Source organism: Nocardia sp. CA-120079, assembly GCF_050955745.1.
Lineage (GTDB): Bacteria > Actinomycetota > Actinomycetes > Mycobacteriales > Mycobacteriaceae > Nocardia.
In genome coordinates, this window is the sequence record NZ_CP192088.1 from 9,427,270 (window position 1) to 9,453,288 (window position 26,019).

The window sequence follows — 26,019 nt, forward strand, 5'->3', positions numbered from 1 at the left end:
GCTAGCCCACCGGAACCAGGCTGCCGGGTTCGAATCGGGGTATCCGCGGCGGTTCGGGCCGGAATCCGCGCGGTATCGCACGCACGAACAGGAAGAAGAACACCACGAGCAGCGCGGCACGTCCCCAGACGCCGAATTGCACGACGTTCTCCATCGAATCCACCGAATTTCCGGTTCCGATCGAATAGAAATACCGGAATACGCCGATTCCGATCGCGGCGTCGGCGATCAGATACGTGCCGATCGCCGCCCACGGCACCTCGAGCAGCACCATGAACGGCACCAACCACAGCGTGTACTGCGGCGAATGCACCTTGTGGAACAGCAGGAATCCGCACAGCATCGCGCCGCTGACCCCGATCCACGGGAAGGTGCCGGTCATCGTGAATCGCTTCCAGCCCAACCACATCGCCAGCGCGAAGGAGGTCAGTACCAGAGTCGGCGAGGCAATCGATACCGCATGCTGAAATGCGCTCTCCCCGGCGGCGTCCTGACCGAAAAGCTGCCGAAGTCCCCAGTACCAAATGGAATTCGTGGTGATATCGGCCTGGCGCAATTGCTGGAAGGTGATCGATGCGCGCCAGCCTTCGTAACCGGCAAGCGCGAACGGCAGATTCACCACGACCACCGTGCCGACGGCCGCCGCGGCGGTCTGCAGCGCACCGCGCACATCGAATCGAGTCGGCGCCGGATCATCCATACCGCGCTGACCGCCGGTGAGCACATAAGCCAGCAACGGCAGCACGAAGATGCCCGGATACAGCTTGAGACAGAACCCGATGCCGAGCAGCACGGCGGCCAGAATTCCCCTGGTACGCAGCGAATATCGGGTCAGCGCGGTCACCACGTACACCGCGGCGACCGCCGTGCAGACCACGGGCAGCTCCCAGTTGTGGAAGGCGTAGAGCACAAGCGGCGGCCCTGCCGCCCACAGCAGCGCCGCCCGCCCGGCCAGCCGGACCAGCAGCCAGGCGGTCAACAAGGCGAACGGCGCCAACAGCAATGCCGAATGCAGCAGGAATTCCGCGTCGTTATCGGCGCCGACCGCACCGAGCCACATCAGCACGCCGCTGAGCACCGGATATTCGACCGCGCCACCGGTCAGCGTGCCGTCAGCGGTGATGCCGCCATCGATGTAGGGAAAGACGTGCTGATCGATATCGCGACCGAGCCACAGGAATTGGATATCGGAATAACAGACGTCCGAATCCTTGATCACATCGAAGACGGCACTGCGACCGTTCTCGGCGAACGGCGCACCCGCGCACCGAGCCTTGTTCGCATATGCCAGCGCCAGCGTCAGCCCGCACAGCAACACCACCACCGCGGCCAAGGCCGCGCTGCGCGTCACTCCCCCGACGATCCTGTCGCGGGTGGCGAGTCCGGTCGGCATGGGCACCACCCTAGGCCGCACCGTGCGACGACGCCCGTGCTTCCCCCCACCAATGACCATACGGGCACTGCCTCAGGCATCGATTTCGCTGCTCAACGGGCGTTCATGTAGCCTTGTCGGGTTGCTGACGCAACGACCCTCCTGCCACGGACCGTCCGTGGCCGTTTCCTAGTCCACAGGAGGTGATTGGTCCGTGCGTCATTACGAAGTGATGGTCATCCTCGATCCGAGCCTGGACGAGCGCACTGTTGGTCCGTCGCTGGACAACATGCTGAGCGTCGTCAAGACCGATGGCGGCAAGGTCGACAAGGTCGACATCTGGGGCCGCCGCCGGCTCGCCTACGAGATCGCCAAGCAGGCCGAAGGCATCTACGCCGTGGTCGATCTGACCGCCGAGCCCGCCACGGTGAGCGAGCTCGACCGCCAGCTGGGTCTCAACGAGTCGGTGCTGCGCACCAAGGTTCTGCGCCACGGCAAGTGACTCTCGATTGCGTCGGTGCCTGTCTCTAGGCTCTAGCGCAAAGCGAGTGCACTGCGGACTGCATACCGAGCAGGAGGAACCACATGGCAGGCGACACGGTCATCACCGTCATCGGAAACTTGACGGCCGATCCCGAACTTCGATTCACGCCCGCGGGCGCGGCGGTGGCGAATTTCACCGTCGCATCGACTCCCCGCGTGTTCGACCGTAATTCGAATGAATGGAAAGACGGCGAAGCGCTTTTCCTGCGCTGCAACATCTGGCGTGAAGCTGCGGAGAATGTCGCCGAAAGCCTGACCCGAGGCGCCCGTGTGATCGTGAGCGGACGACTGAAGCAGCGCTCTTACGAAACCCGCGAGGGTGAGAAGCGCACGGTCGTCGAGCTCGAGGTCGACGAGGTCGGGCCCTCGCTGCGCTACGCCACCGCGAAGGTCGCCAAGGCCAGTCGTGGCGGCGGGGGCGGCGGCGGCTTCGGTTCCGGTGGCGGCGGTGGCAACTTCGCTCCGGCCGGTGGTGGTGGCGGCAGCCGTTCCGGCGGCGCCGACGACGACCCGTGGGGCAGCGCACCCGCGGCGGGCTCCTTCGGGGGCAGCCGCGTAGACGACGAACCGCCGTTCTGAGAACGGCTCACATCGGCTCGAATTTTACTGAGCCATCATTGATTACGGAGTAACCATGCCTAAAGCGCCCGCGCGCGAAAAGGTGCTGAAGAAGAAGGCTTGCACCTTCTGCAAGGAAGCCAAGTCCGGCACCGTCAATATCGATTACAAGGACACCGCCCTGCTGCGGAAGTACGTCAGTGATCGCGGCAAGATCCGCGCTCGCCGGGTCACCGGCAACTGCGTGCAGCACCAGCGCGACGTCGCCGTTGCCGTGAAGAACTCGCGTGAGGTGGCCCTGCTGCCCTACGTGTCGACGGCTCGCTGAGAAGGGAGGCATCGCAATGAAGTTGATTCTTACTGCTGATGTGGACAACCTCGGTGCCCCCGGTGACACCGTGGAGGTCAAGGACGGCTACGGCCGCAACTACCTGCTGCCCCGCGGCCTGGCGATCGTGGCCACCCGTGGCGCGCAGAAGCAGGTCGAGGGCATCCGTCGGGCGCAGGACGCGCGCAAGGTGCGCGACCTGGATCACGCCAACGAGCTGAAGCAGGCCATCGAGGGCCTGGCGGCGGTTTCGCTGTCGGTCAAGACCGCCGGCACCGGCAAGCTGTTCGGTTCGGTCACCCAGTCCGACGTCGCCGCCGCCATCAAGACGGCCGGCGGGCCGGTCGTCGACAAGCGCAGCATCGAGCTGCCGAAGTCGCACATCAAGTCGGTCGGCAAGCACAACGTCGTGGTGCACCTGCACCCCGATGTCGTCGCGAAGTTCGACCTGCAGGTCGCGGCTAACTGAGTTCATTCGAAGGCCACTCTTGTGTTCCGGCACAAGGGTGGCTTTCGACTGTGCGGCATCGATCCCATATTGGTCGGGCCTGGGTGAGTTATGCCTTTCGCTGAAATAGCCAATTGTTTGCGAATAGGTCGAAACGGTGATCTGGACCATTCTCGACACCCCGCTGCTATCGGCTCTACCACCGGTTATTCAGCTTGTGGATCGCCAAGAAAACCAACCGGATGCAATGTGATCTACGCCATAGCCGCGGAACACGCTGTTTACCTCCAACACGCCCGGCTGTTCAACTAGACCGACACGCCGCACTGGATTCATCCACACGTGGATAGATCAAGAAATCGATATCTATCAGCGAGTTTGAACGGCGTGACCTGGGTTTTCCCCAAGTTGTACACAGGGGGTGCACAACACCAGGTAAACAGTCCCCAACTTATCCACAGGTGTGTGCACATTGCGGTTTGGTGACTGCCCTCCCGGTCGCCTAGGTTCGTCGCAGCATCATGCACGCACCACCCGGAACGGCATGATTCGGCACCTGCCGCGGTGGTTTGCTGGAACCGCAGGTGAGACCCTCTGATGAGGTCACTCGACCGCGGTGCGCTGCCGAATGTGTCGGAGCCCGGGAGTACAACGAATGATCAATAGGGTCGGCGGGTAGGCGTTTTCGAGCGGCCTGCATGTGGCGAGAGAGGACGGTCGAGTCTGGTGACCACCACCGATGACCGCGGGCATACGGACTATCCGCCCGAACCGCCCGGTGAGGACTTCGGCAGGCAGCCCCCGCACGATATGGCGGCCGAGCAGTCCGTGCTCGGCGGCATGCTGCTGAGCAAGGACGCGATCGCCGACGTCGTCGAGGTGCTGCGCCCGGGCGATTTCTACCGCCCCGCCCACCAAGCGGTCTACGACACCATTCTCGATCTCTACGGCCGCGGCGAACCCGCCGACCCGGTCACCGTCGCCGCGGGCCTGGACCGCCGCGGCGAACTCAAGCGCATCGGCGGCCCGCCCTATCTGGTCACCCTCACCCAGACCGTCCCCACCGCCGCCAATGCGGGCTACTACGCCGAAATCGTTGCCGAGAAGGCGATTCTGCGCCGCCTCGTCGAGGCAGGCACCCGCATCGTCCAATACGGATACGCGGGCGCCGACGGCCAGGACATCGCCGAGGTCGTCGACCGCGCCCAGGCCGAGGTCTACGAGGTCACCGAGCGGCGCACCACCGAAGACTTCCTCCCCCTCGAGGAACTCCTGCAGCCGACGATGGACGAAATCGACTCCATCGCCTCCCGCGGCGGCATCTCCCTCGGCGTCCCAACCGGTTTCACCGAACTCGACGAACTCACCAACGGCCTGCACCCCGGCCAAATGATCATCGTCGCCGCCCGCCCCGGCGTCGGCAAGGCCCTCGCCCTGGACACTCCCCTGCCCACCCCGTCCGGCTGGACCACCATGGGCGAAGTCCGAGTCGGCGATGAACTCCTTGACACCGCGGGCCGCCCGACCCGCGTCGTCGCGGCCACCGAGGTGCTGGCCGAAAGGCCGTGCTACGAGGTCGAATTCTCCGACGGCACCGTGATCGTCGCCGATGAGCAACATCAGTGGCTCACCATTGCCGGGTCAGCTGGTGCTCGCGTCGCCGCCGTACGCACAACCGGCGAAATCGTCCACAGCGTGCATCTCACGGACAACAGCCCGAACCATCTCGTGCCGACCACGGCTCGTTCGAACGCCCGACACATCGTGGATGTGCGAAAGATCGATACCGTCCCCGTGCGATGCGTCGAGGTGGACAACGCCGACCACCTGTATCTCGCCGGCGAGTCGATGGTGCCGACGCACAACTCGACGCTCGGTATGGACTTCATGCGCAGCTGCTCGATCAAACACGGTCTGGCGAGCGTCATCTTCTCGCTGGAGATGAGCCGCACCGAGATCGTGATGCGTCTGCTCTCCGCAGAGGCGAAAATCAAGTTAGGCGATATGCGTTCAGGTCGGATGAGCGACGACGACTGGACCAAACTGGCGCGCCGAATGAGCGAGATCAGTGAGGCACCACTGTTCGTCGACGATTCGCCGAACCTCACCATGATGGAGATTCGTGCCAAAGCACGGCGGTTGAAACAACGCCACGACCTGAAACTCGTTGTGGTGGACTACCTCCAGCTGATGACCTCGGGTAAGAAGGTCGAATCCCGACAGCAAGAAGTCTCGGATTTCTCCCGAAATCTGAAGCTGCTCGCCAAGGAACTCGAAGTCCCGGTAATCGCCATCAGTCAGCTGAACCGTGGTCCGGAACAGCGAACCGATAAGCGGCCCATGGTATCCGACCTGCGCGAATCCGGTTCACTCGAACAAGATGCGGACATGGTCATTCTGTTGCATCGACCCGACGCATTCGAGCGGGATGATCCGCGTGGTGGTGAAGCCGATCTGATCGTAGGCAAGCACCGTAATGGGCCGACTGCCACGATTACCGTTGCGCACCAACTGCATTTGAGTCGGTTTGTGGATATGGCTCGCGGCTAGCCTGAGATGTAGGGTCTCACTTGACGTTTCATAATCTCACGAACAACTTCATGCCGACTTCCTAAATGAAGCCACTCTGAGACGATCTCGCCGAAACGCTCACCGCGCGGATCGCTTGCGTGGCAGGCTGTCGTCCCAAACCCAACAGGTCGATGAAGGCGACGGCGGGATGGGCAGAACGGTGATGAAGGCGTCGACCAAAGTGTCTCTGCGTCAACCCGGCGGTGAGCGGGTGGACCGATTCCTGTGGGATCGCTTGACGGGTGACCGAGTGGTCGAGGCTGTGCCATGGCGAACGTTCCGATGGCGTAACGGCCAGAAGCACTACTCGGGAACCTACTGGTCGGCAACGGAATCCGGTCATGTCATCTACGAGTCGCGTCTCGAGCTGTCCTGCCTGTTGCTGGCCGATTTCGATCCAATGGTGAAACGTATTGCAGCCCAGCCGTTCTTGATCACAACGATCGTTGCGGGCAAGCAGCGGCGGCACATTCCTGACTATCTACTGCTCACCAACGGCGGCCCAATCGTTGTCGACGTGAAGCCGCGTGAGCGCTTGGCCAAGCCGTCGGTGAAGTCGACGTTCGCTTGGACACGCGAGCTGGTCGAAGGTTTGGGGTGGCGGTATCAGGTATCCAGCGAACCCGACCCCGTAATACTCGAGAATGTGCGCTTCCTGGCAGGTTACCGTCGCGAATGGTTGTTTCCGACAACACTGCTCAACACCTTGCGCAACGGTGTTGTCGATGGGATCACGCTTGCAGAGGCATGTTCGGTAGTGGCGGATTGGCCCGCGCCACTGGTTCGTTCGGCGATTCTGCACCTCTTGTGGACCCAGCACTTCATGGTTGATCCCGGCCAACCGCTGAGCTCTCGCCTGGTCTTGACACGAGCCGCAGTATGACGGGCGTCGGCGTGCAGGTTGGAGTCGGTACACGACTCCTCTATGACGGCGAGTACGGCGAGATCGTCGAGATGGCAGCGACTTCCGCAGTGCTGTCGGTGACGATCCGTCTGGGACCGGGTAAACAAATCATCCGAGTCTCGCTGCGAGAGTTGCTGGATTCGGACAAAGCCCGCATCATCCCGGACGGTCCGGGGCCGTCGGCAGACGATCCGGACGATGTTGCGGCTGTCGTCCTGTCTGCGCTAGCCGATGCGGATCGAGACACGGTCCTTGACCGGGCCGCGCATGTTCGTGAGGTACTCACCGGGTTCCGATCAGGTTCTGCGGAGTTGGCAGCACCCGGCGAGCCGAGACCTCAATTCGATCCACAATTGCCTTTGACGAGTCGATATGACGCGAAGGCAGCTGAGTTGGGCGTCACCGACCGGACGGTTAAGCAGTGGGTGTCGAACTATCGCGCCGACGGCGAGGCGGGGTTGGTTCCACGGCGAGCCAGCGGCCGCAAGGTAGCCCGGACTCGTACGGATGAGCGGTGGGTGGAGACGGCGCTGGAGGTCATGGCCGAACATACCGACCAATCACGCCCGTCCCGGACGATGGTGATTGATAGGGCGAACGCGCGCGTGATTGCACGGTTCGGACCGGACGTCGTGAAACTTCCTGCACGGGCCACAGCCTTTCGTGTGCTGGAGGAACTGGAGCGGCAACACCCCCTGTTTCGGCTGAGCACCAAGCGAAACCGTGACATTGCCTCTCGCCCTGGCGAGGCCTATGGAAAGCTACGACCGACCCGCCCGGGTGAGTATCTGCTGATGGACACCACCCGTTTGGACGTGTTCGCATTGGATCCGGTAACGCTGAGGTGGGTGCAAGCGGAACTCACCGTCGCGATGGACTGGTACACACGCTGCATCGTCGGCGTCCGAATCACTCCGGTGTCGACGAAATCGGTCGACGCAGCGGCGACGCTATATCAGTCGTTCCGTCCTCGTCCGGCTGGCAAGGACTGGCCGAAACACGCGGTCTGGCCCGAGCATGGGATTCCTCGATCGGTTTTGGTGGAGACCGATGCCATCGACGGCCCGTGGAGGGGCGCGGCTCATCCGGCGATCGTCCCCGAGACGATCGTGATCGATCACGGCAAGATCTACATCTCCGAGCATTTGACGAGTGTCTGTCAGCGGATGGGCATCTCCATCCAGCCCGCACGGCTGCGCACAGGCCGCGACAAGGGGCCGGTTGAGCGGTTCTTCCGTACATTGCGAGAGGATTTGCTGCAAGCGTTGCCGGGCTACAAGGGTCCGGATGTTCACTCCCGTGGGCTTGATCCGGAGTCGGAGGCGTTCTTCTTCCTGGATGAGTTGGAAGCGATCATCCAGGAATGGATCGGGGTGGTCTACCACCATCGTCCGCATGCGAGTCTGGTTGACCCGCGTCTTCCCGGATTGCGGATGTCGCCCGTCGCCATGTTCGAACACGGCTTGGCCCGCGCCGGTTACATCGAGGTGCCGAGGGACCCGAACCTGGCCTATGAATTTCTGAAGGTCGTGTGGCGCACCATCCAGCACTACGGAGTCGAGTTCGGGGGACGCCGCTACAAGGGCAAGGGCGAGGTATTGAGCGGGCTCGTTGGTAAGCCGAGCCCCTACATCAGCAAAGTCAAAGAGGGCTGGCCGATCCACTACGACCCTGACGACATCACCCGCGCCTACTTCCGGAATCCGGAGAATGGTAACTGGGAGACACTGGTCTGGGAGCACGCCGCGGCAGCGACGACGCCGTTCAGCGAGGATGCGCTGAAGTTTGCCAGACAGCTGGCCGCGACAAAATACACCTATCCCGATGATCGACTTGCGGTCGCAAACCTCCTGGAGCGCTGGAATCTTGGACTCGGCTCCTCGGTAGCCGAGCGCCGAATGGCGCTTCGCCTGTCGCGCGAGGCAACCTTCCTCAACGAAGTTCCCGACGACGACGAAGTGACGAGGCTGCCGTCGGTGGCCAAGGTGCTGGCTACCACGGCTGGGAATACCGATCCTGTCGGCGTCAAACCAGCGCCATCAACTGAGCCGGATCCCGAGGGCGGCGATGACGACGACGACGATTTCGATGACGGCACCGACGATTTTGACGAGGATTCGTTCTACGCTGACGCGCTGGAGGATGTGTGACCATCCGAGCAAGGGCCGAGGCCCGGCTGGACAATCTCACACTGTCGCGGAAGGAAGGGTGGCAACAGTTCGTCGACACCCCGCCCCGCATTCCCCCGGAACTGCTGTCTCGCCGTGCACTGAAAGCGTTGAGCGAGAATGCATTAGAGACCTACAACCGGCAACGCCGGGAATGGCACGCCAACATCGGTCCAATCAAAACGCCACAGTTGGAGGAACTGCACGAGGACCTATGGGACATCGTCGACAGCAACCTTCAGGACGGTGACAAGGCTAAGGGCGCCGTGGCGATCGATGCCTTCCCGGGTCTCGGCAAGACCACCTCGGTGCTGGCGTTCGCCAAGGAGTTCCATAGCCGCGAAATCAAAGCGGAGGGCACAAAAACCCGTGCGGGACACGAACGTTGGCCGGTCTGCCGGGTCGGGCTGACTGGCAACACCGGGATGGTCGAGTTCAACCGCGCGATGCTGTCGTTCTTCGCCCATCCTGGCGCCTCCCGCGGCAACGCTGCACACTTCGCACACCGGGCTATGGACTGCGTTCTGGCCTGTGAGACCCGCATCCTGATCGTCGATGACCTGCACTTCCTGCGGTGGCGTAACACCGCCGGAGTCGAGATCAGTAACCACTTCAAATACATCGCCAACGAATTCCCGGTCACCCTGATCTTCGTCGGTGTCGGGTTGGCCGCGCGTGGTCTGTTCTCGGAAGGTTCCAGTTACCAGGACGCGGTGATCGCCCAAACCGGACGCCGCACAACGTCTTTGGATATGCGTCCGTTCACGATCGATACCGTGGATGGCCGTCGTGAATGGCGGCAACTGCTGCTCGCTCTGGAGAAGCGAATCGTGCTGGCGGACAAGCATCCCGGCATGCTCGTCAACGACCTGTCGGACTACTTGTTCGCCCGATCGACCGGACATATCGGTTCGCTGATGACCCTGCTCAACCGCGGTTGCCAACGTGCGGTCCGCACTGGTGTCGAATGTGTGGATCGAGAGCTGTTGGATCGGGTAAAGAGCGACGCCGCATCAGACAAGGCCCGCCGGGAGCTGGACATGGCATTCGACTCTGGAAGGCTCACGACCCGGACCAGCAAGTTCGGATGACCGAGATCCGCACCCTGCCGATCCGGGTAGCACCGGTCCCTGGTGAGGCGCTGGACTCCTGGTTGGAAGCCGTCGCTGCCCGATCTCACACCGCCTGGGCCGATCTGTTGACCGCGGTGGGACTGCTGAAAGCCAGTACCGCTCAGTCCAGCAACTGGGTGTTCAAACTGCGCCCACAAGAAACTGCGGCGATCGCCACCGCTACCGGTATTGCCGCCACCAGCATCGCTGCGATGACGTTGGCCCGCTTCGATGAAGCCGCCGTAAGTATCGACACTCGTAGCCGGAAAGTCCTCCGAACGTTTCCCTGGGGCCGTGGTAGGGGTTCGCGATACTGCCCGGGTTGTCTCGCCGACACCGGCGGACGTTGGCAATTGTCCTGGCGGTTGGGGTGGTCCTTCGTCTGCGCGCGTCACCAGTGCCTACTTGTTGATCATTGCCCCGGCTGCGGCCAACGACCACGTTTGCGCACGATGCCAGGTGACGTGGTCCCCATGCCCGGACATTGCAACAAGCCAGGGCACGGCACAACCGGGCGCGCGCTCAAGCGCTGCGGCACCGATCTGACCGCCACTCCCGTGACCCGCTTCCCTGCCGATCATCCGGTCCTCTGCGCGCAGCGAACCGTCTACGACGTCATCGATGCCGGCACAGCGGAGTTCGGTATCTACGCGACTAGCCCGCGGCCCACGGTCACCGCGCTCGCTGATATCCGGGCAGTCGCCGGCCGCGTGCTGGCCTATGGCTCGGGCGACAGCCTCTCCCGAGTCCTCCCAGCCGATCTGCTCGCTGCACACGGTGAAACCGCCAGGGAACGGCCCACCCCGGCGGCAGATCCCCGACAAGCTCGGAGGCCGGGGCTCGTAGCACCGGCTCGTGCTGCCACCGCCGCCGTCGGCGTCACGGCCGCCTTGGCCGCGCTGACAAAACCAAGCATCGGCACTGCGGGCGATGCCCTCCGGTGGTTGATCATCGATGCTCGCGAGCGCGGACGGGCCGTCAACGCGACCAATATCGGGTGGGGACAAGGGACAAGTCCCACCCTCACCGCAGTGCAATTGGCCGCATTGGCCCCGTTGCTGAGACCCAGTGAGCAGCTCCGTTATCGAACGGCGTCGTCCATGCCGGGACGCCCCGCAACGCGTTCCTCCCGCAGTCAACAACTTGTCCGACGAACCCCGACGATGTTGTGGGAGCCCTGGTCACTACCGCTGGCGCTGCCCGGATGCCATCAGCATCAGCTCCGCCTGGCAGTCTCAGCCGTCCTGCTGCTGATTGGTACTCGCCTGCGGCTACAAGAGGCAGCCGAGGTCCTCAACAGCCCGATCGATCATCAGGGCATCTCACGAGTGGTGGCGATGTTCGAAAACCACAGCGACTGGCCGCTTTTCCAGGATGCGCTGACGCGGATGTCGGATTATCTGGCCGACACCGAGATCCCGATCGACTACCGCAGACGACGGACCCTGGACTACACCGATCTCCTCCCTGACTCCGTTTGGCGACAGATATGCCGTGGCGCCGGCACGCCCGGCCAGGGTGCAAGCCGTGCACGAGTCGCACGGTGCTTCCTGTTCGAACGACTCAGCGGCATGCCCGCCAGTGCTGCGCCTGACGCGGTGGATCAGAATCTATTTCGCACCAGAACTGCCGATTTCCCGCAGCACCTCACTCCAGAACTCGCCACTGCATTGCATGAATATGCAGCGGACTTCCTTGCCCACCAACACATCCACGACGAACCCCCCTCCTGGCAACCACCCATCGCATTGCTAGACGATCTCCGGCTGCCCATACCCGACCCAAAACGCGTCGACATCGACAAGCTGCATCGGCTCGTGCGCCAAGAGGATCGGTCCCTCGGCGCGGTTGCAGACGTGCTTGGCACCACGTTGGACACCGTCCGGCACCTGTTGGAGATTCACCCCGCACCAGCACGCCAGCCGGCGACCGCTCACGAAGCCAGAGCCCAGGGGCGCGCCTATATGGTGGCGCGATCCGCTCTTTCTCGTGAAACATTCATCGTGCTGTACCAACAGCAGCGAATCAGCCTGCGCGAGATCGCTGCTGGCGTGGGGGTCAGCCGGAAGACCCTGGCACGCCTGGCCCACGACTACGACATCCCGCTGCGCGAACCGCACCACCACGCCAGGATCCACATCGACCGCGATTGGCTCTACGACCAATACGTCAACCAGCGCAGAACGCTGCCCGACCTAGCCCGCGACACTGGCATGAGCACCGCCAACATGGCCCGCTGGGCCAAGCATCACGAGATTCCGCTCCGGCCGAGAGGCGGACCCAGCCACAGCGCAAGCCTCGACGCGAATATGGCAGCAGCGGACGCACCGATCAACCTTCAGCCGACGCTCACTGGTATCGGTGGCTGGGAACGCCTGCAACGCTTCGCTGCGGCCTGCCGGTATCCCACACTCACCATCGCCGCCGAAGAACTCGGCGTCGGCAAAGCGGCTCTCGTCACCCAAATCAACCGGCTCGAACGAGAACTCGGTGGTCCGCTCCTCAACCGCGCCGAACGCAACCGGCCAATGACGACCACAACTCTCGGAGAGGAAATACTGGCAGCGATCAGAGTTGCTTCTGGTCAGTGACTTTGACTTTCGATCGCAGGACTATCCTGATCGTTGGGCCGATGTCTGGTCGTCTGGGAGCGGGTACCTGGCTCGCTGGTATGACCAGGGCCATTACTGCCGGATGTTCGATCTGCCGACGGAGCGACCGGACGGGCAGGTGTAGACACCTTGGCGTAGCCGCAAAGCTGCGGCGAAGCAACCTTGGCCAACGGATTTCTACAAGCAGGCTATTCCGACTGGCTGACTCGCTTGGTCGGGCCGCGTCTTGTCCCCGAATTGGTCGACAGGTGCTGTTCGGCGTCGGCAAGCAGCGCTGACGGTGTCGTTGCCAGTGCTTCCGCCAGGTCCCACAGTCGGTCGATCTGCACACTGCTGTTGCCCAGCTCGATGCGGGCGATCACGGGTCTCGATACGCCGGAGGCGACGGCCAACTCGTCTTGGTTCATATTCGCCGCCTCACGGGCTCGACGAATCGCGGCGCCTACCGCGTCCCGCCTCATCTTGCGCACCTTCCTTTGTTGCGGAGACAGCGAGGCTTCCGGTACGGGCATGGCCGCATCATCGCACGCCAAATCCGGCCCAGCCCCGCATCAGCCGCGCGGAACGAGACGTGCTTCAGACGCGAGTATATCGCACGCGATACAAACTGCATGTAGATATAGGTGACACGCTGGGTTAAATACGACTCGCGGGAAGTGGGGGCTGCCACGCTGTGAAGCATCGCTTACTCGGGGCGAGAGGTCATCGCCCATCACTGTCATCAGGTGCTCGAACGACCGGAAGGAATGCAGTTGTCGAAATCGATCGTGAAGGGCGCGGCCGAAGGCATCGCTGCCGAGGCCAAAACATGGCTAGCGACAACGGACTTGGCTGGCAACCGAACGGCCGCCATACAGCTGTCTCGAGCGATCGCACCGGCCCGATACGGGTTCGGAGCGCGGCGTCCTCTGGATCTGGACTCTTCAGCTGAGCGGACTCAGATCGTCCTCAATCTGCTTCGAGCCAAACAGGTTCCGACAGCTGAGGCGGTCGATGCCCTGTCGTGCAGCTCTCACAGCAGCCGGAACACGACGCGACGGAGGGACTACGACGAGCAGATCGCACACGCCACGCAGATCTTGCGCGCCGAAAGCGACTCGCTCGGCGCGGAATTGTCCTCGGCCGTGGCATTACACCGGATCGACCACAATCACGGTCCGACATGGCAGCAAGCATGGGCCTTCGATGCGGCCACCAAGTGGTGGGCCTCCCGTCTGGGCAACACACCGCCGTTCAAACCGGTAGGCCAGACCGCCTTCGCCATGCTGCACCGGACAGGATGGCTTGCATCGAATCGGACCGCACGCTCGTTGTGTCCCGGCCGCCGCTTCTACGTCCGCTTCTACGGCGACCACGTCTCACGAATGTCGCCGGAGATCGTCGGCTTGCGTGTTGCTCTGTTCATCGGGATGTACCGCCGGCTCAATGACCGTCGCAGCCCGACTTGGGCCGACATCGCCGCTTCGGCAACCGACCCGAAGGGCGTTCCCCTCTTCTTCAATACCATTGATGCTCAGGCACAACAGCTCTGGTTGGCCACCCACGAGTGGATACGCCTCGATGACGGGGGCTGCCTGCGCCGCGGCAGCCGCGCTGAGACCGAAGCCCGCCACCGAGCTGACCTGAAAGCAAAGCGGCGCGGTGGTAGCGGTCGGCCAAGCGGAGAACCGAGTGAATGAACTCGATAGCTGAAGTCAGGGAGACTGACCTGACCCCATGATTTCGGTCCGGGTGATGTGGCCCCTGGAACTGGTGGCCACATCAGGTGGACCGAATCAGGGGTCCCGTCATGCCGACTTTCGCGGGCCAGCGCAGCATCAGACGCTGGTAGGACGACAAGCCTGTCGACTCCGACCGGAATCGCGACCCGGACGCACCGTCCGAGTGCCGCCCAATGAGCTGCGTTGCGGGGGGCGCGCGGCGTTCTCGACGAATCTCGGGGTTGCATCCTGTAGCTGGCTGGGTAGAGGCTCAACCTCGAGTTGCGAGTCCACTACGACCGTCCCATCAGCCGTGACACAGCCGAACGGAATCCCTCTGTACTGCAAGGATCTATGTGGAAATCACGGTGGCGACGCAGATAGATGTAGCGGCCGTCGCCGTCGACATCGAACCAGCTCAGATAGCGCGGCGACGGCGGGTTCGAGGCATGGCGGTCACATTGGACCTCGATATGACCATGCCCGGAGCGGGGCGCGGCAAGCAGGCTACGCATCCGGTCAGCGACGACTGGTTCATCCGGAATCAATCCGATTGGCGTTCGCGTATCCTGCAGCCGCTCAAAGGTTTCGACCATGCCCGCAGTTTGACCGGGTGGGTGCTCGCCGGCCACCGCAGCGAATACCTTCGGAACCAATGCTGCCGATCCGACCTCGATAACAACGTTGCCACCAAAGTCCGGGCCAGCCCCGGCACGTTGGACGATGGTGACTCCGATGTTCGTCGTCACCGCGCCGAAGGCGCGCAATTTACGATTGCGGGAGCCGACCAGCATCAGTGATATATCTGGGTCTGCAGCCGTCCGAAGCACTGGAAGCAGGTCCGGGTCCTCGATTACCTGAAGCCGCTCGCGTAAGTTCCGATCGATCGCCTCCCATTCGTCGCGCCATCGGACGGAGGCGGTCAAACTTAGGGGGGCGGGGATGCGGTCAGCTCCGAGTTGTCCCCAGACATAGATGAACTCGTCCGGTGTGAACTCCCACCTCATTGCCCGTGATCTTCCCCAGACGTATCCGGGGCTGCTCGGACGTTGACCCATCCATCATCCGGTGGCGCCTGATCGGCACCGAGAACCGCAGGCACGGTCGGATGCCGCGGCCCCACCAACTCTTCCCCGTTCTTGCTGTTGATCAACCAGTCCGGCGTCTCGCGAGTCGATTCGCGATCCTCTTGTCGTCGACCGGCACCCGGCGACACCGTGCCTGGCATGCCCGCGGCTCCTGCGCGCGACACGCCTCCTACGCTGGTGCCGGATAGCGAGGCACCAGCAGCGGGGCCACTGGTGGGAGCGCCCGTCAATGTCCGACCAGGGCTTCCCGGACTGCCTGGGCTGGTCGGACTACCTGGGCTACCGGGGGAGCCCGGGCTCGGGCTACCCGAAGCGGTCTGCCCAGCCCTATCTGGAGTCACACCCGCAGGACTAGTACTGTTCGAGTCGGTACCGGCCGGTGTGGTGTTCCCCGCAGTATTCGAGGTTTTTGCCGAATCAGACTGCCCCGCAAATGAATCCCCAGACGTGGCGGCTGGTTGAGTTCCAGGCTGCCCCTGGGAGCTGGGCTCGTCCACAGATGGTGACGTTCCTGGCGAACCACCGGGATCGCCCGGTGCCGTACCGGGGCTACCACTCCCCAATCCGCTCGGCTGGTTTTCGGTCACGGTCGGGGCGGTAAACGTTGGAATCCCTTGCCCGGCAGGCTCGTAGGTCGGAACATAGTTGTTCCGCATCGCCCATACCGCAGTCTGGTAGGCCTCGCTTTCAGCCGTCGTCTGACCGGTTGCAGCCACCGGGCTCTCGGCGCCGCTCGGAATAGGAATTGGCATCGGAGCTGGAGGCGGAGGCACCTGCGCCTTGACCACTTCGGCCGCGAACGCCGACGATTCGAGGCGCCATGAAACATCTTGAATCACGTTGTGCACGTTGGTCATCTGACCAACGAAGCGCTGCGTCGCGGTGAGGATCGTGTCCGCAGTGGCACCTTCCCAGCCCTGCGCTACGGTTGAGCGGACCTTGCTGTTCAAGCCCATCATGTTCCCCAGCAAGGCATTGCCGATATTGCTCCACGCCTGTGCGGTCGAATGGATCAGACTCGGCTTCATCTGCTGGGCATGATCATAGATCTCCTGATGGGGTACACCGCCGAACTCCTCCATCCGCTCGATGTACGACGGGTCTTGGCCACCATGGGTGACAGCACTACCGGCATCCTGCGCCCATCGCTGGGTGTTGGTGGCGGCCGCTCGCTGTGGCGCTACCTTCGGGTCGAGCGTTGGATCGTTTGACAGGAACGGAGCCCCTGGATAGGCCGAGCTCGGATTATCGGCACCCATGGTCAGTTCTCCTTACCGATGGATGGTTCGAGGATTGTCGCGGCTTCGACGATGCCGTCACATGGTTGGATCGGCTCACTGCCACGTCCGGTCGGCATGAATGTCACTCCGAAGTATCCGACCTTGGTTTGCATATCGACCGAGCACGTATCGTCAGACTTGTTGGTAATGAGCGCTTCACGACCGTTGATTGTCGAGGGCCGAGTCTTGCCCGCGTACTTCTTCTTGACTTCATCGAGTGACACGTTGCCGGATTCGAGTGACAGGAGTACGCGATCTGAATCGAAGTGGCAGGTAAGGAAGGTGTACTCGGCCACGACGTCATGTGCCCGCTTCCTGGTTCGGGGATCGAAGCCAGCACGCTGTATGTCGTCGTCACTTATCCAGGTGCAAGGATCGAATACGACAGCGTGCCGCCCCGGGTCGGCGTATTTGTTGTCCTGCGCAGGCGGCTGCAGTCTGGATCCTGTCAACGTTGGTCTCGGCGTAGCCGTTGTCGACGTAGAGGTTTCAGGGCTGGATTTGGTCGGGCCCGATGTAGGGGTGTTTGAAGAGCATGCCGCCGCAACTCCCATGACAAGGACGATGGCAATCAAGCCTGACGCACGGCGGGTTGTCATGAGGCGATCTCTTGGCCAGCGGCGCGAACAGCCTCTGCATTCGCCGCATCGGCGTCCTCGAGTAGGCCACCGGCTCGCAAAATAGACGCCTTGATCCGCAAGGCAGCCTCTTGCGTCGCTGCCAACACCTCTGCACCCTGGGTTGCCTTGCGCGCGAACCCGGCCTGTAACTGCTGCGCCGAATCGAAGCCGCCGAATCCCTCCAACCGCTCGAGATCGCGAACCTCGCGTCGGCGTTCGCCCATCATGCCGGCAAACCAGTCGAAATGCGCCGCACACTCACGGGCTGCTCCCGCTTCGAGCCGGAACTTTCCGGCTACTGCGGCTTGCCACAGCTCAGCCGCCGCACCGTTGCTGATGTCCATGGCTGTCCTCCCTAGCTGATTTGTGGGTCCACACTATTTGGACGCACCGTGAGCCTGTGCGGTTCCATCGCTCGCAGGCTGCTGCCGGTCGATCAAGTCGTCGTTGGCCGGTTGGGCCTCACGGCGTGGGTCGGACCGGGTCGTTGAAGTTCGCTTGGGGCAGATGGCAACCTGTCTCCCCTGAGATAATGGTTGCGCGATCACTGGCAATCTTGATCGTCGTACCCTCGGTCTCGTTGTAGAACCAGACATCGTGCGCCCTTTGACCTTCCGGCGTACCGGATGAATCCTTCATCGTTTGTGGCGACGTGGCTCCCACGCCCGCTGCGATCACACGGGCACGCTCGAGGAACTGCGGCCACACATCCTCAGGGATAGGCGTGTACCGCGCCCAACGGTTCTGTAGCCGAGCCATACGCCCGTTTGTCTTATCGAATGGCTGAGAGCAGTCCAGCCGAGCGTGATCATCGATCCATTCCCACTGGATGCCGGGCACAAGTTCGGTCGCGACTGCCGCTATCTGCTCGACCGCTGAATGTAGTTGTGCCTCTGCATCTTCCAGGTTGGACCGGTTGCGCAGGGTTTGAACTGCCGCGGCGGTCTCTTGTTCGGTTGTGGGTTTCGTCGAGCCGTCGTTCATGATCGCGTGTCCTATCACGAGGGCCCCGATTGCCACGATCACCACCGCGGTAATTCCGGCGGCCAGGTTGACCCGTTGGAATGTGGTTTTCATCGATGCTGCGGATTCGTCGCGTTATCAGGGAGCCCGGCAACGATGGCGGCGAGGTTGTATCCAGAGCGGTGCAGGTGCTGCGTGGTGTTGTCGGTGCGCGGGTACTCGGCGTGCCCGGAGGCGCCGGTGTAGGTCTGACCGTCGACGGTGATCTCGTCGGTGCTGAGGTGGGTTACCCACGGCAGTGCGTTGGGACTTTGGCCGAACCTGTTCAGGTTGGCGACCGGGTCACCCTTCTCGGTCATCTCGTACACATGATGATCTTGCAGACCAAGGTCCTCGGCTGAGTGAACCTTGTCGTTCAACGGGCCGATCGGCGTGCCCTCTACCCACGGCGGAGTGGTCGTCAAAGCATGGCCGCCCAGGCCAGGCGAGCCATAGAAGACTGCGTCGTCCACCGCATGCCCGCCTTCTTGCAGGGCCAAGCTCTGGGTGACCGATCCGTAGGAATGCCCAAGGGCGGTGATGTGCGGGTCGTTCTGGGTGCTGGCAGTGTCGAGGCCTTCGTAGAACTTCGCCAGAGACGGAGCAGCCTCTTCCGCACGGCCCTGCAACATGACATTCGCGATGTCGAGGTCGGAGTACGTTTTCTGCGGTGGGTCATACCCGATCCACGCGATCGTGGACACGGTGTCATCGCTACCCGCGGCCCGCAGCTGACGCTCGGATTCCGTCTTCAACGTATCCGCTTCGCCGACCATGGAGCCAAGCGATTCTCGGAGGTTTGTCCCGAGTCCTGGTGTCGTCACAGAAATGTGGTCGGCAGTATCAGGATCCCCCACGGCGATCGCGGCCCGACCTTGGGTTCCAGATTGCATATCCAACAGCATCAGTTTGCGCGGCGGCTTGCCATCTTCAGGTTTCACGGCCTGCTCAACCGCTTTCAGATCGGCGAGCTTCTTGGTGAGGGTGTCAGGGGACTCCCACTGGCCGGTTTTCGGATTGACCATCTTGCTCGGATCACCAGAGTCGAGAGCCGTTTGTATCCGGTCCTTCTCGATCTGAATCAGGTTTCGATTGGCCTGATCGCGCGCATCCACAGGTATGCCGTCCAGACTGCCGATGGCGGCTGGCTGCGTACTGATCATCTGCGCCTTCTCCTCCGGCGTCAGCGCGTCCCAGTACTTACGGTTCTCCTCCGGTGTGCCGTTCTCCGGCGGCTTCTTGGGTTCAGGCTTCACAGTTGGCGAACCGTTGCCAAACGACTCGACAGTCGGAAGGTCAGCGAAGGCCGCGTTGATCGTGGTAACCGCTTGATTGTCGGCATCAGCCGCCAGGGACAGCGCGTACTTGACGTAGGAGGTGTGCGAATCGGCATCGACCTGGAGGGCTGAGATCGCCGTGCTGTAACGCTCTGCGTCGCCGTTGACCGTTGAGTAGATGAGCTGCTTCGTTTCTTCCTTGATCTCGCAAGTGCCTTCGGGCATGACCCTCAGGCCTTTGCCCTCGGCTGACATCTTCGTCGACCGAACCAGAAGTATTGCGGTGGTGAAGTTCTGGCTAGCAGTGTTCGCCGCGTCGCGCCCCTTCTCCAGTGCCCCAACAGTCTTCAACGCCTTTTCGTTGATCTGCGCAAACCGGGCGCGCATAGCGTCACCAGAGGTGCGTTTCCAGGTGTCGTGAGAGTCGTCCACCGCTCGCGATTGGACCTCCAGCCGACTGCGTAGCTCGTTTGCTTGCCGATCCCAGTCGGTGGCCTGCGCAGTCAACGTATCGGGGCGCCAGTCCAAGACTTGCGACACAGTCAAATGTTTGCTCAACGCACCCCCTCCTCGGCCATCGCGATGCCATGGGCGGTCGAACCGTCCTGCTGTTTCAAGGCGATGATCGCTGCCACCGCGGACCCGCCCAACTCCATCAATGCAGTACCCACCGCAGCCAGCGCCTGATCAGCGGACCGCTCCGCGGTCTTACACGCCGATGGCGTGTCCGCACCAGGAAAGCCCTCCAACACACCGTCAGCAAGGGCACCGCCTCGGCCGATTACTTGGATCTCCTGACCTGCGGTGCCAAGACCGTCGGCCAGAGCGCGTACCGCAGTAGGATCGAGTTCAAAGGTTTCGTCGGCGCCCAAGTCCGCCCCCTCGGCTGAATGGATAGATCAGAATCCCTGGCCACTATATGCTGCGGTAGGACAATCAGGAACGGGGTGGATTCTCTTATGTCCGACATCGACCCGCTTACCAGCCAGATCGATCAATTGCAGTCGTCGCTGAACCAACCAACTGGCGCGTCCACAGTCGGGGCTGTGGCCAGTGTTGAAGTCGGTGTCGACGGTTCACTGCAGGCGATACATCTCACCGACGTCGGCCGACGTCTCGATCCCGACACGCTTGTCGCCGAGATCGTGCGCCTTCATGCCGAAGCGCTTGCCGAATCACGTAAGGCCATCGCCGCTGCTATCGCCCAGATCGAGAACGACCCACGGCTTCGGGCGCTGAAAGAACGTGGTACAGACGCTCTTAACCAACCGCGGCCTCAACAGCAGGCTCCTGCCGCATCTCCACCACCGGTACCCCAGCCACCCGCCCAACCCGGTGCCGTTGCCAGGTCGCAGCCACGGCTGTCTCCCGAGCCGATCGCATCGACCAGGCCTCGGCCGCAAGTTCAAACCGAGCATTCCCAACCGTCTGCAGCACCGCCCCGAGCTACGCCATCCGCGCCACCAACCGCCCGACCCACCTGGCCCAGGCCACAGGCGACAACTCAGCCCGCTGAACCGCTGAAGAGCCGGGAACCGACCCAGGAAGAGGAAGAAGAGATGGATCGCTACTACCAGCGCAAGAGCTGGTTGGAGTACTGATCCCTTCATGGCACCTTGCTCGCCGATGACGCCATACACCCATGTTGGTGCGACATCCGTGACAGGCGGATCCGCGAAGACGGTAGCAACGGCATCACGAAGGGTGAGCTGGTCAGCTCTACAAGGCCATACGAATGAGTGGCGACTGAGCGCCGACCCTTGTTTCCTAAACTTGCATATTTGGCTGACGGAGTGTAAGGCTCGCGTGTCGAAGGTCTCACTCCGGTGATGTATCTCTCGTTCTTCTACATCCGATTTCTACTGGCAGCGCGTCGCCGCGGACAGCGCGATCTTGAACGCGGCCGACACACCCCGGACCGCGCCACCCCGATCACGGCGGGGCTCACCGCAGGTCGGCGTTCTGCTCACTTGGGGCAGCCCCGCTTCGGTGAGGTCTGGCACGCCCCTGCGGTTCGGCACTGCCCGGTGGGGTGCTGTGCCTAATCGTGAGTTCCGGTGACTACCACCGGATCCGGCGTCAGTACATCATCGTCGAAGTCGTCACCACCCCGCGCTCAAGCGGTGCGATCATCTGCCCACTGGGCTCCGCGATCGGGTTGCGCTGACCGGTGCCCGTTCAAGTCGGCTCGCTATGGTTCGCCATCGTGGAGCCGATCATGGTAGTCGAGCCGGGCGTGGTCCGCCAGCATGTTTGTCGACCTCTATCAACACCAGCGAATCAGATTACGAGGCATCGCCGATGGAAGGATGTCTGCCGACACCTTACCGAACCGACCGACCACACCGGTCGATAGCGCAGGCCGTCTGCAAACGGGATCGAGTTGTTCAACCTTGCTAAGGTGCCGATCACTCAGATACTGGTACCGCGGCGATACGATCGCCAATCCCGGACCCGGGCCAACCTGACGCCAGATCCCGCGGAGCCCAGCGCGTGGAGACATGCACGTCGGGTTCGGCGAGCGCCCCCAAGAAAACCCGACCAGCGGAAACGCTGGCACCGCGCTGTCCCGACCAACACGTCTCTCAGCGAACCGGGAGTCTCACGTGTTGAAGTCGGGCACCGCCAGTTCGGGAGCGCTGCACATGACAGTCACGTCTGTCGCTCGCGAGCGACGGCGGCCCGGCTGCCCCCTTGCACGAACCGCGAAGTCGCAGCGAAAGTTCGGTCGCCTTGCCCATGCACACCACGCCTCAGCCTAGGTGGCCGAATTGGCCATACTCACGGCTACACACCTGGTCGCCTTCACATTCGCGTGCAGCTACTCTCGTCCTATGACAACAACGTTGAAACGGGGGTAACCGATGAGCCACCGACTGCGGGCGGCGGACAACCTCGTGGTGCCATCGAACTTCATTCGGGCGGCGCGAGAGTCGGGCTACATCAGCCTGTCCACTGCGCTTGCGGAACTAGTCGACAACTCTCTCCAGGCCGGCGCCTCTGATGTCGCCATCAGCATCAACCGCCCGATTAAAGGTGTATGGCCACAGATCCAGGTCGAGGACAACGGCGAAGGCATGGATCGGGCCAAGCTTGCCTCCTGTCTGCGGTTCGGCGGTTCATCCCGGTTCGACGAGCGGACCTCGTTCGGCAGATTCGGTATGGGGTTACCCGCCGCTTCGGTCAGCCAGGCACGAAAGGTGGAAGTCGTCGCGTGGCAGGCGGGTCAGCCAGCACGGTCCGTCATGCTCGACGTAGACGAGATTGCTGCTGGAATGCCAGTGGACCTTGCACCGCGACCCGCTGGCAGCGCGCCGACATCGTCAGGATGTCGCGTCGTTTGGTACCAGTGCGATCGGGTTGAGTACCGACGTTTGGCATGGCTTGAGCGAGCACTGCACCGCGATCTGGGCAGAATTTACCGGCGTTTTCTGAGCGGTGATCTGCGGCTCACGATCAACGATATGCCTGTGCAACCGGTGGATCCGACCTTGCTCACAACCAAAGTCGAGGGTCGGACGGCGCAGCCAGCGTTCGACACCCTGCGATACGAGGTCGCCACCGCGTCCGGTGACACCGCATTCGTGACCGTACGATTTACCATCCTGCCGGTGCACGCCTGGCATCACCTGGACAACGTCACCAAGCGCCAAGTCGGGATCGTTGGGCACGGCGGTGTGACGATACTTCGTGCTGGTCGTGAAATCGCCATCGGCTGGCACTTGATGGGCTCCAAGCGCAAAGAGAACTACGACGACTGGTGGCGCTGCGAGATCGAGTTCGACCCCGTGCTCGACGAGCACTTCGGCATAACCATTAACAAGCAAGGTATCCGACCCTCCGCTGCTCTTCGCGACGCAATCGAGCCCGAACTCGAGTCAATTGCGCGAATGCTGAATTCCCGCGTCCGCCAAGCATTCGAGGAGGTGAAGTTCAAGGCCGCTGCCGCGGAATCCTGCCGAATTGCCACGGCTACCGACGCCGACCTCCCCGCGATTAAAGGCCGAGGTCGGGCCCGAGGTCCTCTGAACTACAGCATCGGATCGGCACCGATGCCTGCGGAAACGATGTTCCGCTCGCGTCTTAAGCACCGTACGCTCGACGTCACCCTGAACATCGACCACCCCGCGTTCGCGGCGCTCTACCACCCGTTGACCGCCATGGAAGATGCCGCCGCCACGAAACTTCGCACAGCAATCGAACTGTTCCTGCTGTCCTTCGCGCGGACCGCCCTTCTCATGGGTCGAGAAACGGATGAGATGCTTCGGATATGGAGCGCGACATACGGACGGATGGTCCAGCGATCATGAGCCCAGATTTGAAGTACGTCCCGCTTAGTCTTCCGACCATGGCCACACGCCAAGAGCGGCGTGGGTTCGCAAAGCTGTGTGCGCTCCTATCCGAAGTCGACACGCACGCAGTCGGTTCCGGTCTAGACCACACTGAATGGGCACGCGCCGCCAACCTCGGCAACCTCTATGAACAACCCATCCTTGCGGCGGCAGCACACACCTTGATCGACCTGGTAGACCAAGGCTGGACGATCACGATCGACAAGATCGGACCACTTCTACGCCCTCCCTCGGCGCACGATGACCGCCAAGCGGAGAAGGCGCGGATCAGAAGGCAGGAGCACGTACGTCGAGACGAGCAACTGCGCAAGCCGAGCGTGCGTCGCTTCGTCGAATCGATGGAGCGCGGCCACCGACATGGCGATGACATCGTCTCAGTTTTCAACCTCATGCGGGACGGTGGTGAACTCGCAGATACCCTCGCATCAGCCGACGACCCGACCACAGCGATCAAGCCGTACGTCCAAATCGTCGACCAATCAACCTGCGAACTAACAAGTTTCAGACTGCACGACATTTGGCGGTACTTCCGCCACACGTGGTCGAACGCATACGCCACCGTGCCTGGTCGTTCGATGCCCATCCTCATCCGCGATGCTGCCACGAAGCACCATGCTGTGGTTGGTCTGGCTGCAATCTCCAGTCCTGTCGTCCAGATCGCTGAGCGCGACACCTGGATGGGATGGGAAACAGATCAGTTCCTGAAGGCAGTCGAGGCGAATCCGACAACCGAAATCGCACAATGGCTAGCGAATCGCATCCAGACGCAGATCGACGAGATCTATGTGACTGATCTGGTCCGGAACGGGGTGCTCGAACCAACTGGCACTGGCACGGACACCGCCAAAACGGTCGCCCGTCTCAAAGCCGACGCCGAGCGCTACCGCCAGAAGCACCATCGGGGCAGCGCCATCAGGGTTGTTCGGAACATCGAGTCCAACGCCTGGGTCGAACGCGCCGAGACGTATTTGTTCCGCAGCAAGCGTTCCGCTGCCCTCGCAGAAGCGTTGGAGATCGCAGAATGCCTCGGGCAGCACTTTGAGCAGGAAGCCACCCCACTCGCTGGACTTAAGAAAGCTCTCGATGATCGGAAGGCCCGTGCGCAGATCCGGCGTGTGATTCGCAAGGCCCGCGGCGAGCGCGTGGGCACGGTAATCGCTGACCTCACAGTGTGCGGTGCCGTTGCGCCGTACAACGCGCTCGCGGCTGGGAAACTCGTCGGTGCGCTCGCGGTGTCTCCCAAGGTGCTTGCCGCATACCGTGCGAAGTACGCTCGCCCTAGCGAAATCGCGTCGGCCATGGCGGGCCGCCCGATCGAACGAGAAGCACGGTTGTCTTTCGTTGGGACGACGTCGCTTTATGGCACCGGCTCCAGCCAGTACAACCGACTTTTCTGGCCAGCGAACGTCATGGGTGGCGCGGCCGATGTTTCGATGGGCTTCCACGAACTCGGCCGCTCCCGCTCGTTCGGCACGTCGCACTTCTCGGACGAAACTGTCGCCGCACTTGTGCGTCTGTCGCAATTGAACGGCTCTCTCATACGAGTGAATAGCATCTTCGGTGAAGGCGTAAGTCCACGGCTCCGCAAGATCCGGCATGGCTTGGCAGCGCTAGGGTGGCCCACCAACGAACTACTCAAGCACGGCCGGGAACGGATCCTCTATGGCGTGCCTTTGGTCAAAAACCTCCGGGAGTTCTCGCTCGGTATCGCGCTGGAACCGGACTATCTGATCGACCCAGGTATGGAAGAAGCAGATCAGAAGGTCGCCGCCTGGTGGCTTGGGCGCTGGGCACTTCGGAGAGCCGCGCAACCAGCGGTGCAGGACGCCATGCGCTCGCATCGCCTCGTTCGCCCGATCCAACACGGTGCGCGGGTGCCGCTGCCCGTCGACGACGACGAGTTGTTGCTCTTCTCCGCCGAGTCTGTTCTCCCGGGCTCGTGAGGGCTGGTTGCTGACTAACGAAGGCTTCCTGTTGTGGAGCGGATGTCGAGAAACCGCTTCACTTCCAGGAGGCCTTCGTGGTGGCGCCGATTTGTCCGCCCACTCCCCGCAAGAACCTACGCTCCTTCCGACGCCGGGAAG

At 62.4% G+C, this 26,019-nt stretch carries 22 protein-coding genes; 14 read left to right on the top strand and 8 right to left on the bottom strand.

Translation table 11 applies throughout. The annotated features are described in order from the left end of the window. Position 1: 1 nt before the first annotated feature. Positions 2-1,393 carry a hypothetical protein gene (locus ACQPYR_RS42505; protein ID WP_433625731.1) on the bottom strand — a complete coding sequence of 464 codons (1,392 nt, stop codon included), beginning with the start codon at positions 1,391-1,393 and terminating at the stop codon, positions 2-4. A 193-nt stretch (positions 1,394-1,586) separates the two neighbouring features. Here ACQPYR_RS42505 and rpsF point away from each other — a divergent pair, with 193 nt between their 5' ends. The 9 genes from rpsF to ACQPYR_RS42550 all read left to right on the top strand — a co-directional run bounded on the left by rpsF (position 1,587) and on the right by ACQPYR_RS42550 (position 12,595). Further along, positions 1,587-1,874 (top strand): 30S ribosomal protein S6, encoded by a 288-nt coding sequence (rpsF, locus tag ACQPYR_RS42510; RefSeq protein ID WP_040697500.1) that lies wholly within the window; start codon positions 1,587-1,589, stop codon positions 1,872-1,874. A gap of 83 nt (positions 1,875-1,957) precedes the next feature. Next, positions 1,958-2,494: a single-stranded DNA-binding protein gene (locus tag ACQPYR_RS42515; RefSeq protein ID WP_357473651.1), complete on the top strand. Its 537-nt coding sequence runs from the start codon at positions 1,958-1,960 to the stop codon at positions 2,492-2,494. A gap of 55 nt (positions 2,495-2,549) precedes the next feature. Next, a complete protein-coding gene (rpsR, locus tag ACQPYR_RS42520; protein ID WP_040697505.1) occupies positions 2,550-2,801 on the top strand; it encodes a 30S ribosomal protein S18 in 252 nt (83 codons plus the stop codon). Positions 2,802-2,817: 16 nt separating this feature from the next. Continuing rightward, complete coding sequence (gene rplI, locus ACQPYR_RS42525; RefSeq protein WP_387286879.1) at positions 2,818-3,270, top strand: 50S ribosomal protein L9; 453 nt, start codon at positions 2,818-2,820, stop codon at positions 3,268-3,270. A gap of 789 nt (positions 3,271-4,059) precedes the next feature. Beyond that, positions 4,060-5,799, top strand: a complete 1,740-nt coding sequence (gene dnaB, locus ACQPYR_RS42530) for a replicative DNA helicase (RefSeq protein ID WP_433635411.1) — start codon at positions 4,060-4,062, stop codon at positions 5,797-5,799. A 169-nt stretch (positions 5,800-5,968) separates the two neighbouring features. Then, the gene (locus ACQPYR_RS42535) at positions 5,969-6,703 is read left to right on the top strand and encodes a TnsA-like heteromeric transposase endonuclease subunit (RefSeq protein WP_433625734.1); all 735 of its coding nucleotides are present in this window, start codon (positions 5,969-5,971) and stop codon (positions 6,701-6,703) included. Beyond that, positions 6,700-8,874, top strand: coding sequence for a helix-turn-helix domain-containing protein (locus ACQPYR_RS42540; protein WP_433625737.1), 2,175 nt, complete (start codon positions 6,700-6,702; stop codon positions 8,872-8,874). Before ACQPYR_RS42535 ends, ACQPYR_RS42540 begins: the two co-directional genes overlap by 4 nt. Before the next feature lie 2 nt (positions 8,875-8,876). Further along, entirely contained in the window at positions 8,877-9,983 is a 1,107-nt protein-coding gene (locus ACQPYR_RS42545; protein ID WP_433635412.1) for an ATP-binding protein, read from the top strand. Next, the gene (locus ACQPYR_RS42550; RefSeq protein ID WP_433625740.1) at positions 9,980-12,595 is read left to right on the top strand and encodes a TniQ family protein; all 2,616 of its coding nucleotides are present in this window, start codon (positions 9,980-9,982) and stop codon (positions 12,593-12,595) included. The genes ACQPYR_RS42545 and ACQPYR_RS42550 overlap by 4 nt, the downstream gene beginning before the upstream one ends. Before the next feature lie 209 nt (positions 12,596-12,804). Here the strand turns inward: ACQPYR_RS42550 and ACQPYR_RS42555 are convergent, their stop codons facing one another. Next, positions 12,805-13,077 carry a helix-turn-helix domain-containing protein gene (locus tag ACQPYR_RS42555; protein ID WP_433625742.1) on the bottom strand — a complete coding sequence of 91 codons (273 nt, stop codon included), beginning with the start codon at positions 13,075-13,077 and terminating at the stop codon, positions 12,805-12,807. 291 nt (positions 13,078-13,368) lie between these two features. Between ACQPYR_RS42555 and ACQPYR_RS42560 the strand changes: the two genes are divergently transcribed. Beyond that, positions 13,369-14,295, top strand: coding sequence for a hypothetical protein (locus tag ACQPYR_RS42560; protein ID WP_433625745.1), 927 nt, complete (start codon positions 13,369-13,371; stop codon positions 14,293-14,295). Between the two features lie 314 nt (positions 14,296-14,609). Here ACQPYR_RS42560 and ACQPYR_RS42565 read toward each other — a convergent pair whose 3' ends face one another. Continuing rightward, positions 14,610-15,323 (bottom strand): ESX secretion-associated protein EspG, encoded by a 714-nt coding sequence (locus tag ACQPYR_RS42565; RefSeq protein WP_433625748.1) that lies wholly within the window; start codon positions 15,321-15,323, stop codon positions 14,610-14,612. 1,118 nt (positions 15,324-16,441) lie between these two features. Between ACQPYR_RS42565 and ACQPYR_RS42570 the strand changes: the two genes are divergently transcribed. Next, positions 16,442-16,615, top strand: coding sequence for a hypothetical protein (locus tag ACQPYR_RS42570; RefSeq protein ID WP_433625751.1), 174 nt, complete (start codon positions 16,442-16,444; stop codon positions 16,613-16,615). A 50-nt stretch (positions 16,616-16,665) separates the two neighbouring features. Here ACQPYR_RS42570 and ACQPYR_RS42575 read toward each other — a convergent pair whose 3' ends face one another. The 5 genes from ACQPYR_RS42575 to ACQPYR_RS42595 form a co-directional block, all read right to left on the bottom strand. Continuing rightward, positions 16,666-17,283, bottom strand: a complete 618-nt coding sequence (locus ACQPYR_RS42575; RefSeq protein WP_433625754.1) for a DUF3558 domain-containing protein — start codon at positions 17,281-17,283, stop codon at positions 16,666-16,668. Continuing rightward, a complete protein-coding gene (locus tag ACQPYR_RS42580) occupies positions 17,280-17,648 on the bottom strand; it encodes a hypothetical protein (RefSeq protein WP_433625757.1) in 369 nt (122 codons plus the stop codon). The genes ACQPYR_RS42575 and ACQPYR_RS42580 overlap by 4 nt, the downstream gene beginning before the upstream one ends. A gap of 118 nt (positions 17,649-17,766) precedes the next feature. Beyond that, positions 17,767-18,381 carry an LppA family lipoprotein gene (locus tag ACQPYR_RS42585; protein ID WP_433625760.1) on the bottom strand — a complete coding sequence of 205 codons (615 nt, stop codon included), beginning with the start codon at positions 18,379-18,381 and terminating at the stop codon, positions 17,767-17,769. Continuing rightward, on the bottom strand, positions 18,378-20,141 hold the full coding sequence (locus ACQPYR_RS42590) for an alpha/beta hydrolase (RefSeq protein ID WP_433625763.1): 1,764 nt from the start codon (positions 20,139-20,141) through the stop codon (positions 18,378-18,380). Before ACQPYR_RS42590 ends, ACQPYR_RS42585 begins: the two co-directional genes overlap by 4 nt. Continuing rightward, on the bottom strand, positions 20,138-20,455 hold the full coding sequence (locus ACQPYR_RS42595; RefSeq protein ID WP_433625766.1) for a hypothetical protein: 318 nt from the start codon (positions 20,453-20,455) through the stop codon (positions 20,138-20,140). The genes ACQPYR_RS42590 and ACQPYR_RS42595 overlap by 4 nt, the downstream gene beginning before the upstream one ends. Before the next feature lie 87 nt (positions 20,456-20,542). Here ACQPYR_RS42595 and ACQPYR_RS42600 point away from each other — a divergent pair, with 87 nt between their 5' ends. The 3 genes from ACQPYR_RS42600 (at position 20,543) to ACQPYR_RS42610 (ending at position 25,878) form a co-directional block, all read left to right on the top strand. Beyond that, the gene (locus ACQPYR_RS42600) at positions 20,543-21,184 is read left to right on the top strand and encodes a hypothetical protein (protein WP_433625768.1); all 642 of its coding nucleotides are present in this window, start codon (positions 20,543-20,545) and stop codon (positions 21,182-21,184) included. Between the two features lie 1,263 nt (positions 21,185-22,447). Then, positions 22,448-23,893, top strand: a complete 1,446-nt coding sequence (locus ACQPYR_RS42605; RefSeq protein WP_433625771.1) for an ATP-binding protein — start codon at positions 22,448-22,450, stop codon at positions 23,891-23,893. Between the two features lie 38 nt (positions 23,894-23,931). Then, positions 23,932-25,878, top strand: coding sequence for a Druantia anti-phage system protein DruA (locus tag ACQPYR_RS42610; RefSeq protein WP_433625773.1), 1,947 nt, complete (start codon positions 23,932-23,934; stop codon positions 25,876-25,878). Positions 25,879-26,019 lie beyond the last annotated feature (141 nt).